General features: G+C 69.6%; 11 protein-coding genes. 3 read left to right on the forward strand and 8 right to left on the reverse strand.

The genetic code is table 11. The features are described 5' to 3' along the window. Positions 1 to 107: 107 nt before the first annotated feature. The 4 genes from R9B84_RS13680 to R9B84_RS13695 form a co-directional block, all read right to left on the reverse strand. Positions 108 to 545 carry a carboxypeptidase-like regulatory domain-containing protein gene (locus R9B84_RS13680; RefSeq protein ID WP_423758343.1) on the reverse strand — a complete coding sequence of 146 codons (438 nt, stop codon included), beginning with the start codon at positions 543 to 545 and terminating at the stop codon, positions 108 to 110. A 104-nt stretch (positions 546 to 649) separates the two neighbouring features. Next, positions 650 to 2,134 (reverse strand): DegQ family serine endoprotease, encoded by a 1,485-nt coding sequence (locus R9B84_RS13685; RefSeq protein ID WP_423758344.1) that lies wholly within the window; start codon positions 2,132 to 2,134, stop codon positions 650 to 652. 111 nt (positions 2,135 to 2,245) lie between these two features. Then, complete coding sequence (locus R9B84_RS13690) at positions 2,246 to 3,592, reverse strand: ATP-binding protein (protein WP_423758345.1); 1,347 nt, start codon at positions 3,590 to 3,592, stop codon at positions 2,246 to 2,248. A gap of 3 nt (positions 3,593 to 3,595) precedes the next feature. Beyond that, the gene (locus tag R9B84_RS13695; RefSeq protein WP_047898916.1) at positions 3,596 to 4,258 is read right to left on the reverse strand and encodes a response regulator; all 663 of its coding nucleotides are present in this window, start codon (positions 4,256 to 4,258) and stop codon (positions 3,596 to 3,598) included. Between the two features lie 201 nt (positions 4,259 to 4,459). Here R9B84_RS13695 and dacB point away from each other — a divergent pair, with 201 nt between their 5' ends. The 3 genes from dacB to R9B84_RS13710 all read left to right on the forward strand — a co-directional run bounded on the left by dacB (position 4,460) and on the right by R9B84_RS13710 (position 8,527). After that, positions 4,460 to 5,992 carry a D-alanyl-D-alanine carboxypeptidase/D-alanyl-D-alanine endopeptidase gene (gene dacB / locus R9B84_RS13700; RefSeq protein ID WP_423758346.1) on the forward strand — a complete coding sequence of 511 codons (1,533 nt, stop codon included), beginning with the start codon at positions 4,460 to 4,462 and terminating at the stop codon, positions 5,990 to 5,992. Positions 5,993 to 6,381: 389 nt separating this feature from the next. Next, complete coding sequence (locus tag R9B84_RS13705; protein WP_423758347.1) at positions 6,382 to 7,296, forward strand: sterol desaturase family protein; 915 nt, start codon at positions 6,382 to 6,384, stop codon at positions 7,294 to 7,296. Positions 7,297 to 7,390: 94 nt separating this feature from the next. Next, complete coding sequence (locus R9B84_RS13710) at positions 7,391 to 8,527, forward strand: SGNH/GDSL hydrolase family protein (RefSeq protein WP_423758348.1); 1,137 nt, start codon at positions 7,391 to 7,393, stop codon at positions 8,525 to 8,527. 191 nt (positions 8,528 to 8,718) lie between these two features. On the opposite strand, the gene R9B84_RS13715 is transcribed toward R9B84_RS13710, so the two are convergent. The 4 genes from R9B84_RS13715 to R9B84_RS13730 all read right to left on the reverse strand — a co-directional run bounded on the left by R9B84_RS13715 (position 8,719) and on the right by R9B84_RS13730 (position 12,697). Next, on the reverse strand, positions 8,719 to 9,747 hold the full coding sequence (locus R9B84_RS13715; RefSeq protein WP_423758349.1) for an L-threonylcarbamoyladenylate synthase: 1,029 nt from the start codon (positions 9,745 to 9,747) through the stop codon (positions 8,719 to 8,721). Positions 9,748 to 9,758: 11 nt separating this feature from the next. After that, positions 9,759 to 10,955, reverse strand: coding sequence for a 5-(carboxyamino)imidazole ribonucleotide synthase (locus R9B84_RS13720; RefSeq protein WP_423758350.1), 1,197 nt, complete (start codon positions 10,953 to 10,955; stop codon positions 9,759 to 9,761). An 80-nt stretch (positions 10,956 to 11,035) separates the two neighbouring features. Beyond that, positions 11,036 to 11,557, reverse strand: a complete 522-nt coding sequence (purE, locus tag R9B84_RS13725; RefSeq protein WP_006413303.1) for a 5-(carboxyamino)imidazole ribonucleotide mutase — start codon at positions 11,555 to 11,557, stop codon at positions 11,036 to 11,038. Positions 11,558 to 11,806: 249 nt separating this feature from the next. Beyond that, positions 11,807 to 12,697, reverse strand: a complete 891-nt coding sequence (locus R9B84_RS13730; RefSeq protein WP_423758351.1) for a phosphoribosylaminoimidazolesuccinocarboxamide synthase — start codon at positions 12,695 to 12,697, stop codon at positions 11,807 to 11,809. Between the last annotated feature and the right edge of the window lie 126 nt (positions 12,698 to 12,823).

Raw genomic sequence — 12,823 nt, forward strand, 5'->3', positions numbered from 1 at the left:
GGCCGGTGGCAGGAAACGAAAAAAGCCACGGCACGCATGCCGTGGCTTTCATTATGGGCGAAACTTCGTCCGATTGCGCGCCCCGGGCCGGGGCCGCTCTCAGCGGCTCACTGTGCGCTCCACTGGAACGCGGTTTTCGCGCCGCCCTTCGCGCCGACCGTGACGGCGCGGGATTCTTCGTTGCCCTGGTACGTCGCATGCACCGTATAGCGCCCCGGTCGCACCTGCACGAGCATGTACGGCCCGCGCGCGTCGGTTTTCAGCATGTCGGCACCCTTGTCGTCGACGATCCGCACATGGACGTCGGCCAGGAATTCGCCGCCCTTGCCGGTGAAGCGCAGCGCCAGCGGCCACTTCGCCTCGTTGCGCTGGAACGCCGTCGATTCGTCCTGCCCGACGCCCCCGGACACGAAGCTGACGTCGCCCTGCTGGCCCGCGGCGGGCAAGCCGTCCGACTGCGCATACGCGCCGGTCGCGCCGGCTGCGAAGCCGGCGGCCAACGCCACGGCGACGGCAAATCGGGACACGTTGCGTAGATATTGCATGGCTCTCTCCTTTGGGTCGGAACACATACGGGGCGCCACACCACGGGATCGGACGGCGGCGGCGCCCGCCGCGGCCGGCCTGGCCGGCCGTCGGCCGTCGCCGGTCAGCTCAGGTCGACCGGCACGAAGATCTGTGCATTATCGCGCTGGATCAGCAGAGCAAGACTGGTGCCCGCGCCCTTCACCGCGTCGCGCAACTGCTCGGGGCTCGTGACCGGGCGGCCGTTGACCGCGAGGATCACGTCGCCGGGCTGGATGCCCGCGTTGGCGGCCGGCCCGCCGGCCTGCTGCACGATCAGCCCGTGCGACAGGTTGTCGGCACTGCGCTCCTGCGGCGACAGCGGACGCACCGCGACGCCCAGGCGGCCCTGCTCGACCGGCCCGTTGTCGTTCGACGCGAGTTTCGCATCGGCCATCGCGCCGAGCGTCACGCTGATCGACTTCTTCGACTTGTCGCGCCAGATCTGCAGGTCGGCCTTCGAACCCGGCTTCAGGTTCGCGATCTGCGCGGGCAGCGACGTCGAATCGGCGACCGGCGAGCCGTTGACCGACAGGATCACGTCGCCCGGCTGCAAGCCCGCCTTCGCGGCCGGGCCGTTCGGGTCGACCGAGCTCACGAGCGCACCGTCCGGCTTTTGCAGCCCGAACGAGCTCGCGAGGGTCTGGTTCAGCCCCTGCACGGCGACGCCGAGGCGGCCGCGGCTCACGTGGCCCGTCTTCACGAGTTCGTCCTTCACCTTGATCGCCTCGTTGATCGGGATCGCGAACGACAGGCCCTGGAAGCCGCCCGTCTGCGAATAGATCATCGAGTTGATGCCGATCACCTCGCCCCGCAGGTTGAACAGCGGGCCGCCCGAGTTGCCGGGGTTCACCGGCACGTCGGTCTGGATGAACGGCGTGTAGTTCTCGTCCGGCAGCGCGCGCGACTTCGCGCTGATGATGCCCGACGTGACCGTGTTGTCGAAGCCGTACGGCGAGCCGATCGCGACGACCCACTGGCCGACCTTGCTCTGCGCCGGATCGCCGATCTTCACGGTCGGCAGGCCGCTCGCGTCGATCTTCAGCACCGCGACGTCGGACTGCTTGTCCGAGCCGACGACCTTCGCCTTGTATTCGCGCTTGTCGGTCAGCCTGACCGTGACGACGTTCGCGCCGTCGATCACGTGCGCATTGGTGAGGATGTACCCGTCGGAACTGACGACGAACCCGGAACCGAGGCTCGCGCTCGGCTGGTCGTCCGGCTGCGCATCGCCGCCCATCCCCGGCACCTGGCCGTAGAAGTGCTTGAAGAACTGGTAGAACGGGTCGCTCGGGTCGATCGGCAGTTGCGGCTGCGGCACGCGCCGCGACACCTGCTTCACGACGTGCTTCGCGCTGATGTTCACGACCGCGGGGCCGTAGGTCTCGACGAGCCCGGAGAAATCGGGGATGCCGGTCTTCGCGGCCGCTTCGGCCGGCATCAGCGCGGCCGCCTGTGCGGGCGTGATGATCTGCGGATCGGCGCGGCGGGTGCCGGCAAAGTAACCGGCCGACAGGGCGGCCGCCACGGCGACCGCGACGGCGCCGCGCGCAAGGAATCGGGTGTTCATCGTAGGACCTCCTCTTTGTTAGGACGCAGCGTAACGACCCTGACTTAAAGGAGGCTTAATCAGCCTTAATCGGGGCTTAAGCGGCTGCCAGGGCCCGTCCGGCGCCGATCTTCACACGGATTCGGACTGCCGCGGCGCCTCGGTCGGCATCTCGGCGTCGCGGAACACGACGCTGACGAGCAGGCCGCCCGCGGCCGCGTCGCCGAGCGACACCGTCGCACCCTGCTGCGCCGCCACGCGCTTGACGATCGCGAGCCCGAGCCCGCTGCCCGACAAGTCGGCGCGCGCCCGCGCGGAGCTGTCGCGGTAGAAGCGGTCGAACACGCGCTCGCGCTCATCGGCCGGGATGCCGGGCCCGCTGTCGCCGATCTGGACGCACGCGCGGCCGGCCGCGTCGGAGGTCAGCGACACGTCGATGCGGCCGCCGTCCGGCGTGTACTTCACCGCGTTGTCGAGCAGGTTGCCGAACATCACGCGCAGCGCGCCGACGTCCGCGACGACGCTCGCCGCACGCGTCTCCTCGAAGCCGAGATCGATGTCGCGCCGCTGCGCGAGCGGCGCATGCGCGGCCACGCATTCCGCCAGCAGCGCCTGCAGGTCGACCGGTTCGCGCATCGTCGCGCCGTCCGGCTCGGCGCGTGCGAGCGCAAGCAACTGCTCCGCGAGGCGCGTCGCGCGCGTGACGCCGTCCTGGAGATCCGCGACCGCCTCGCGGCGCGACGCGTCGTCCTTCGCGCGGGCGACGAGCTGCGCCTGGATCTGCACGGCCGCGAGCGGCGTGCGCAGTTCGTGCGCGGCATCGGCCACGAACGCCTTCTGCGTGTCGAGCGCGGCCGACAGCCGCGCGAGCAGCCCGTTCAGCGCCCGCACGAGCGGCTGCACCTCGAGCGGCAGGCGCTCGTCGGGCAGCGGATCGAGCGCTTCCGGCCGGCGTGCCTCGACCGCGCGCGTCACGCGGCCGAGCGGCGCCAGCCCGCGCCCGACGATCACCCACACGGCCGCGCCGAGGAACGGCAGCAGCACGATCAGCGGCCACAGCGTGCGCAGCGCGACGTTCGCCGCGAGCCGGTTGCGCACCGACAGCGGCTGCGCGAGCTGCACGACGTTGTCGCCGACGATCGCGCCGTACACGCGCCATTCGCCGCGATCGGTGCGCTCGGTCGAGAAGCCGAGCTCCGCGCGCGGCGCGATCGGCGCGCGCGGATGCGAGAAGTACATCAGCACGCCGTTGCGGTTCCAGATCTGGATCACGATGCCTTCATCGCCGTTGGTGCGCGAGCCGAATACCTGCGAGAACGGCTCGGACGGCAGCGCCGCGGCGATTTCCTGCAGCTGGTAGTCGAACAGCTCGTTCGCCTCGGCGAGCGCCTGCCGATAGATGAGCCAGCCCGCAGCGCCCACGCCCGCGACGACGATCGCGAGCAGCCAGATCAGCAATTGATGACGAATCGACCTCACGCGTCAGCTTTCCTTGACGACCATGTAGCCGAGCCCGCGCACGTTGCGGATCAGGTCCGAGCCGAGCTTCTTGCGCAGCGCGTGGATGTAGACCTCGACCGTGTTGCTGCCGATCTCCTCGCCCCAGCCGTACATCTTTTCCTCGAGCTGGCTCTTCGACAGCACCGCGCCGGGCCGCGCGAGCAGCGCCTCGAGCAGCGCGAACTCGCGCGCGGACAGCGCGACGGGCGCACCGTCGAGCGTCACCTGGTGCGAAGCGGGATCGAGCGTCAGCGCGCCATGGCGGATCAGCGACTCGCTGCGCCCGGCCTGGCGGCGGATCAGCGCGCGCATCCGAGCGCCCAGCTCGTCGAGGTCGAACGGCTTGACGAGGTAGTCGTCGGCGCCCGCGTCGAGGCCCTTCACGCGATCGGCGATGGCATCGCGCGCGGTGACGATCAGCACCGGCAGCGCCAGCCCCCGCGCGCGCAGCGTGCGCAGCACGTCGATGCCGTCGCGCTTCGGCAGGCCGAGGTCGAGCAGCAGCAGGTCGTACGTCTCGCCGCCGAGCGCCGTGAGCGCCGCGTCGCCGTCCTGCACCCAGTCGACCGCAAAGCCGTCCGAGCGCAGCGCCTTGCGCACGCCCTCGGCAATCATTCGGTCGTCTTCGACAAGCAGAATCCGCATCGGGACAGGCATCCATGGGTCGGGTGAAACACGCCGATCATTGTAGCGCCGCGAATCGCATACGCGGCATGCCCGCGGCAAAGTGATGCCGCCATGCGGCACAACACGCGATTTCAGCGGGCATTTGCCCACTTGTCTCTACAATGTGCGCTTGCGCGCGACGCACGCGCCGCCCGAGCCCCTGCTTACCCGTATTCGTCCATGCCGATTTCCACCCTGTCCGCCCGGTTCGCCCCGAGCACCCGCGCCTGCCTGCGCGCAGCCGCCGTCATCGCCACCTGCACGGCCCTGGCCTTCGCGCCGCCCGCGCAAGCCCGCAAGAAATCCCACAAGGAAGCGCACAAGACGGCCGTCGTGTCGCCCGCCGCGCGTGCAGCCGGCCTGCCGGCATCGGTGCTCGTCTCGCTGCAGCGTGCGAAGGTGCCGGCGTCGGCGATGAGCGTCGTCGTCGAGCGCGTCGGCGACCCGGAACCGCTGATCGCGTGGAATGCGAGCCGGCCGATGATGCCGGCGTCGACGATGAAGCTCGTCACGACCTTCTCGGGCCTGTCGATCCTCGGCCCCGACTTCCGCTGGCGCACGACCGCCTACACGGACGGCACGGTCGACCCCGACGGCACGCTGCAGGGCAACCTGTACATCAAGGGCACCGGCGATCCGAAGCTTGTGCCGGAAGAACTCATCGATCTCGTCGACAAGATCCGCAAGGCCGGCATCAAGCGCGTGGCCGGCGGCCTCGTGCTCGACAAGAGCTATTTCGCGGCATCGACGCGCGACCTGCCGTCGTTCGACGACGACGCGAGCGCCCCGTACAACGTCGGCCCCGATCCGCTGCTGTACGCGTTCAAGGCCGTGTCGTTCACGGTCACGCCGGGCGACGACGGCAAGGTGGCCGTCGACGTGCTGCCGCCGCTCGCGGACCTGTCGATCGACAACCAGCTGGTCGAAGGCACGGGCTCGTGCAGCGCGGCCGCCGCGGCCGCGCGCCCGACGCTGACGGCCGGCAGCGGGATGATGACCGCGTCGTTCGCCGGCGACTATCCGCTGCGTTGCGGCGCGCACACGACCAACCTCGCGATCCTCGATCACACGACGTTCTTCGCACGCGGCTTCCTTGCGCTGTGGCGGCAGGATGGCGGCACGATCGCGGGGCCGGTGAGCGAAGGCAAGGTGCCGACCACCGCACGGCCGCTCGCCGTGCATCACAGCCCGGTGCTCGGCAGCATCGTCTACGACATCAACAAGTTCAGCAACAACGTGATGGCGCGCAACCTGTTCCTGACGATCGGCGCGGTCAGCGGCAAGCCGCCCGCGACGCCCGAGCAGTCGAGCCGCGCGATCCAGGCGTTCCTGCAGAAGAACGGGATCGCGATGCCGGACCTCGTGCTCGAAAACGGCTCGGGGCTGTCGCGCGAAGAACACGTGAGCGCGCTGTCGCTCGCCGCGCTGCTGCAAGCTGCGAACGCGAGCCCCGTCGCGCAGGCGTTCGTCGATTCGCTGCCGATCGCCGGCATCGACGGCACGATGAAGAACCGCCTCACCAACGCCGGCGTGCTGGGCAACGCGCACATCAAGACCGGCACGCTGCGCGACGTGCGCGCAATCGCCGGCTACGTCGCCGGCGCCGACGGCCAGAGCTACATCGTCGTCAGCTTCATCAACAACGATCACGCGGAAGGCGCGCGCGCCGCGCACGACTCGCTGCTCGAATGGATCTACGCGGGCGCACACTGACGGCTCGCGCGCCGCGATGCGGCGCATCCCCGCCCCTCGGCCGGCGTCGGCATGCGCCGGCCACGCGGCGGCACCGCGCATCGGGCAGCCCTGGCGGGCGGCCCGTGCGGCCTGCCGCCGCCCCGCACACGGAATCCCGCCCTTCGCGGTTTGAAACGGCCGCCACCGGCACGCGACGCACCGCACGCCAGCCATGTCCGTAAAACGGGGCCGCACCGCCCGGCCCCGCGCCGCACGGTTTCCGTAGAAACCCTGTCCTCAGAGGGAACCCTCTACGCTGCCCCCTCGCCTAGCGCGTGGCGATTGCGTAGGCTGTTGGCCTGATCGATATCTACAACGGGCTGCACGCCCGGCCTCACGGCCTGCAGGGGAAAGGAGGAGACACGCCCATGCGATTCGACGTCGAATTGCTTCTGCTCGCGCTGGCGCCCGTCTTCCTGCTCTGCATCGCGTGGGAGGCCTGGCACCTCGCCCGCGCACGTGCGCAGGACCACGTCTATGCGTGGCGCGACACGCTGTGCAATGCGGCGCTCGCGCTGATGCACCAGGGCGCGGACAAGGTCGCGTGGCTCTTCGTGATCCCCGTCTACGCTTACTGCTACCAACACTATCGCCTGTTCACGTGGCACGACGGCTGGCTGTCGTTCGCAGTGCTGTTCGTCGCGCAGGACTTCCTCTACTACGTGTTCCATCGCGCGAGCCACCGCGTGCGCTGGCTGTGGGCCGCGCACGTCGTGCACCACTCGTCCGAGCGGATGAATTTCTCGACCGCGTTCCGCCAGAGCCTGATGTACCCCGTCGCGGGCATGTGGGTGTTCTGGCTGCCGCTCGCGTTCGCCGGCTTTCCGCCGCAACAGGTCGTCGGCATCGTGCTGATCAACCTCGCGTTCCAGTTCTTCGTGCACACGCAGGCGATCGGCAAGCTCGGCTGGCTCGAGTACGTGCTCAACACACCGTCGATCCACCGTGCGCACCATGCACGCAACCCGCGCTACATCGACCGCAATTACGCAGGCGTCCTGGTGATCTGGGATCGCCTGTTCGGCAGCTATGTCGAGGAAACGCCGGACGACCCGCCGCAGTACGGGATCGTCGAGCGGCTCGGCTCGAACAACCCGCTCGTCGCGACGTTCCACGAGTGGGTGTCGATGGCGGCCGACGCGTTGCGCGTCGACGGATGGCGCAACAAGCTGCGCGCGATTTTCGGCCCGCCCGAGTGGGCGAGCGCTTATCATGCGCAGATCGACGAGGCCGCGAACCAGGATCCGCGCACCGTGCCGCTTGCGGCTGCGCGTGACCAATAACCGTTTCAGCCAACGGCCGCCGCGCAGCCCGGTTCCGAGCAGGCACGCGGCAGATGAGAAACACATCAGGCCATATCTACGAGGAGATCGAACGATGCAGTCACAACAACAATTCCCGTCGCATACCCGGCAACGCCTGCTGCGCACCGCGCAGGTCGCGATCGCGGGCGCCGCGCTCGCGCTGCTCGCCGCGTGCGGCGGCGGCGACGACAACAACAACAGCGCGTCGAACACGCCGCCGTCGGGCGTGAAGATGCAGATCGTATCGTTCGGCGACAGCCTGTCCGACGCCGGCACCTATTCGCAGATCAAGCTCGGCTTCGGCGGCGGCCGCTTCACGACCAACCCGGGGCAGGTCTGGCCGCAGCTCGTCGCGACCTACTACGGCGACACGCTGCAGCCCGCGAACCAGGGCGGCTTCGGCATCCCGCTGCAGGCGACGGGCGGCCTCGGCTACGCGCAGGGCGGCGCGCGCGTCACGCTGCAGCCGGGTATCGGCCACGCGGACGCGAGCGTGCCGAATTCCGACTACGCGCAGGCGACGACGACGCCGATCGCCGACCAGGTCAAGCAGTACCTGACACAGCACGGCAGCTTCAACGCGGGCCAGATCGTGCTGCTCAACGGCGGTGCGAACGACATCTTCTATCAGGCGGCGGTCGCGCAGGCGCAAGGCAACACGCCCGCCGCGCAGCTCGCGGCGGCCCAGGCGATCGGGCTCGCCGCGCAGCAGTACGCAGGCATCGTCCAGCAGATCGTCGCGGCAGGCGGCACGCACGTGTTCGTGTCGAACATGCCGGACATCGGCGGCACGCCGCTGGCAGTGGCAGGCGGCACGCAGGCGGCGTTCACGCAGCTGTCGGGGCTGTTCAACCAGACACTCGTCGGGACGCTGCAGGCGCTCAAGGTCGACACGACCAAGTACGTGCTGATGGACGTTTTCACGTGGCAGGACGGCATCACGGCCAATTTCCAGGCGAACGGCTTCACGGTGTCGAACACCGGCACCGCGTGCAACCTGCAGGCGATGGTCAACGCGGCGAAGGCGTTCGGCGCGCCGATGCCGAGCGCATTCGGCTCGTCGCTGTTCTGCTCGCCGCAGACCTACACGGCCGCGAACGCGGACCAGACCTACATGTTCGCCGACACGGTCCACCCGTCGACGCACATGGGCCAGCTGACCGCACAGTTCGTCGAGAAGCAGATCGCGGCGACCGGCGTCGGCAAGTAAGCACCGCGTCCGGTCCGCGCAGCTGCCGCGGACCGGACCGCGGATGCTTCGCGCCTGCGAACGCGAACACAAGCGAAAACGCCCGACCGGGTTCACCGGTCGGGCGTTTGTTTTTCCGATCCCGACGCGTCGCACAATGCATGCTCGTCGGCGAGCGACCTACGGCGTCGGCACGTGCGTCGCTGCCGCGCTCACCCCTGCGCTTCGAACGCGGCCGCCGCACGGCCGAGGCGATCGTTGACGGCAATCCATTCGACGGTCTCGGGCAGCTTCTCGACGAGAATGCGCGCGACCTGCGCGCGGTCGAGCGCACGCAGCATCCCGTACAGGTCGCGTGCGTAGGCCTGCGGATCTTCCGGCGCCGCGATGAAATGAACGCCGTCGGCCTGCGCCCAGCGTCCCGCGCGCGACGCGCGTGCGACGAGCGCGACGCGCTCGCCGTCGGTTTGCGCGGCCGCGAGCAACAGCTCGAGTGCATCGAACGGCAGCAGCGCGAGCGGCGTGCGCGGCGCGTAATGCGCCTTCAGCGTGCCCGACGCGCGTGGCGCGGTCGCGTCGCTGCCGTCCGGCAGCCGCGGCGCACGACCGAGCACGTCGGCGATCTGCTGCGGCGTCACGTGGCCCGGGCGCAGCAGCGCGGGGAAACCGCGCGACAGGTCGAGGATCGTCGATTCGATACCGACTTCCGATGCGCCGCCGTCGAGCACGTGCACGGTGTCGCCGAATTCGTCGCGCACGTGCTGTGCGGTCGTCGGGCTCACATGGCCGAACCGGTTCGCGGACGGCGCGGCAACGCCGCCGTGCCCGCCGCGCCGCGTGCTGAACGCGGCCAGCAGCGCCTGCGCGACCGGATGCGACGGGCAGCGCAGCCCGACCGAATCCTGCCCGCCGCTCACGGCGTCCGGAATGCGCGCGTGGCGCTTCAGGATCAGCGTCAGCGGGCCCGGCCAGAACGCATCGATCAGCGCCTGCGCATCGGCGGGCAGCACGTCGGCCCAGTAGCCGGGATCGCCGCCCGGCGGCAGGTGCACGATCACCGGATGGTTCGCGGGCCGCCCCTTCGCCGCGTAGATGCGCGCGACGGCCTCGGGATTCGCCGCGTCGCCGCCGAGCCCGTAGACGGTTTCGGTCGGGAACGCGACCAGTTGCCCCGCGTCGAGCAGCGTGGCGGCCGCGTCGATCTGCGCGGGCGTCACGGAGTTCGGGAGATCGATCGACATCGGCTGGCGCCTCAGTCGAGCGGCACGCGCAGCAGCTGCGCGCACGCGGTGGCCGCGGCGACGGCTTCGTCGCGCGTCTGGGCCGTGAAGTTCACGTGGCCCATCTTGCGGCCGACACGCGCGTCTTCCTTGCCGTACAGATGCAGGTGCGCAGTCGGCATCGCCGCGACCGTGTCCCACGGCGGCGTGACGGCATCGGCCGCCGCGCCGTTCGGGAACCACACGTCGCCGAGGATGTTCAGCATCGCGGCCGGCGAATGCTGGCGCGGGTTGCCGAGCGGCATGCGCGTCATCGCGCGCACCTGCTGCTCGAACTGGCTCGTTGCGCACGCATCGACCGTGTAGTGGCCGGAGTTGTGCGGGCGCGGCGCCATCTCGTTCGCGACGAACGAGCCGTCTTCCAGCACGAAGAATTCGACGCACAGCACGCCGACGTAGCCGAGCGTATCGGCGATCCGCACGGCCGCCTGCTGCGCCTCTTCGACGCGCGCGGCATCGGCGGCCGGCGCGGGCACGACCGTCAGCGCAAGGATGCCGTTGTGGTGCGCGTTCTGCGCGAGCGGGAATGCGGCCGAGCGGCCGTCCGCGCCGCGCGCGATCAGCGCCGACACTTCGTATTTCAGCGGCAGGCGCTTCTCGAGCACGCACGGCACGCCGCCGAGCGCCGCATGCGCGTCGCGCGCTTCCTGCGCGGTGCGCACGCGCACCTGGCCCTTGCCGTCGTAGCCGAGGCGTGCCGTCTTCAGGATGCCCGGCAGCACCGCGTCGAGCGCGGCATCGTCGAGTGCGGCGAGCGCGCCCGACGATTCGATCACGACGTGCGGCGCGACGGGCACGCCCGACGCCTCGATGAAGCGCTTCTCCGCGATCCGGTCCTGCGCGACCGCGACGCAGCGGCCGGCCGGCGCGACGAACGTCGTGCGCGCGAGGAAATCGAGGCTCGCGGCCGGCACGTTCTCGAACTCCGTCGACACCGCGTCGCACAGGTCGGCCAGCTCGGCGAGCGCGGCTTCGTCGTCATAGGCCGCGCGCAGGTGGCGGTCGGCGACCGCGCCGGCGGGGCTCGTCGGATCGGGATCGAGCACGGCGACGCGATAGCCCATCGCCTGGGCGGCAAAGCAGAACATGCGGCCGAGCTGGCCACCGCCGACCATGCCCAGCCACGCGCCGGGCAGGATCGGGGAAACGGAATCAGGAGTTGCGGTCATGTCAGTGGTCGGTCGCGGCGGGCGCTGCCCGTCGCAGTGGGGAGGTCAGGCAGCCGCGACGCGCGGCCGCCGGTGCGCCGTCATTCCAGCGGCGGCAGCACCATCGCGTGCGCGGCTTCGTTCTGGCGCACGCGGAACGCGGCGAGCCGGTTCGCGTAGTCGACCGACGTGCCGGACAGGATCGACACCGCGAACAGCGCGGCATTCGCGGCACCGGCCTCGCCGATCGCGAACGTCGCGACGGGCACGCCCTTCGGCATCTGCACGATCGAGTGCAGCGAATCGACGCCCTTCAGGTACTTGCTCGCGACCGGCACGCCGAGCACCGGCACCGTGGTTTTCGCGGCCAGCATGCCGGGCAGGTGCGCGGCGCCGCCGGCGCCCGCGATGATCGCGCGCAGCCCGCGCTCGCGCGCCTTCTCCGCGTAGTCGAACATCTCGTCGGGCATCCGGTGCGCGGACACGACCTTCGCTTCGTACGGCACGCCGAATTCCTGCAGGATCGCTACCGCGTGCTTCATCACGTCCCAGTCGGAACTCGAACCCATCAGCACGCCGACGAGCGGCGCGCTGTGCGTGTGGGCAGTCTGGACTTCACTCATTTCGTCAGTTTCCTGTCGACCGGAGTTAGTGCTTTAGCACTTACTCCGGTCCCATGCCGTGGCTGGCTGGAGTTGGCGCTTCAGCGCTTACTCCAGCCCCACGGCGGTCGACCGGAGTTAGTGCTTTAGCACTTACTCCGGTCCCATGCCGTGGCTGGCTGGAGTTGGCGCTTCAGCGCTTACTCCAGCCCACGGCGGTCGACCGGAGTTGGCGCTTCAGCACTTACTCCGGTCCCATGCAAAGCTCGCTCAGGCGAGCGACTGGCCCGTAATGCGCTCGAGCGCTTCCTGGTACTTCGCGGCCGTCTTTTCGACGACATCGGCCGGCAGCGCCGGCGCCGGCGCCGTCTTGCCCCACGGCTGCGCCTCGAGCCAGTCGCGCACGAACTGCTTGTCGAACGACGGCGGGTTCGTGCCGACTTCGTACTGGTCGGCCGGCCAGAAGCGCGACGAATCGGCCGTCAGCACTTCGTCCATCAGGTACAGCTTGCCGTGGTTGTCGAGGCCGAATTCGAACTTCGTATCGGCGATGATGATGCCGCGCGTCGCCGCGTAGTCGGCCGCTTCCTTGTACAGCTTGATCGAGATGTCGCGGATCGTCGCGGCCAGCTCGGTGCCGATGCGGCGCTCGGTTTCCTCGAACGTGATGTTCTCGTCGTGCTCGCCCATCTCGGCCTTCGCGGCCGGCGTGAAGATCGGCTCGGGCAGCTTCTGCGCGTTCTGCAGGCCTTCCGGCAGCTGCACGCCGCACACGGCGCCCGACGCCTGGTATTCCTTCCAGCCGCTGCCGGCCAGGTAGCCGCGCACGACCGCTTCGATCATGATCGGCTCGAGGCGCTTGACGACCACGCCGCGGCCCGTCACCTGCTCGACCTCGTCGGCCGCGACGACCGCTTCCGGCGCGTCGCCCGTCAGGTGGTTCGGCACGATGTGCGCGAGCTTGTCGAACCAGAAGTTCGCCATCTGGTTCAGCACGCGGCCCTTGTTCGGAATCGGCTCGCCCATCACCACGTCGAATGCCGACAGACGGTCGGTCGTGACGATCAGGAGCTTGTCGTTGCCGACCGCGTAGTTATCGCGGACCTTGCCGCGACCGAGGAGCGGCAGCGAGCGGAGCGTGGATTCGTAAAGGGTAGACATCGTCTTTTCGCAGATAAGGAGCCAAACAAAAAGGGAAACGCCGTTCCCCGCGGCAGGCGGGAACGGCGGTCTTGCAATACGTCGGCGAACCGGCCGGACAACGCCCGGGCGGTTGCCGGCCGGCCC

It is taken from the genome of Burkholderia sp. NLJ2 (assembly GCF_049487195.1).
GTDB classification, from domain to species: Bacteria; Pseudomonadota; Gammaproteobacteria; order Burkholderiales; family Burkholderiaceae; genus Burkholderia; species Burkholderia pyrrocinia.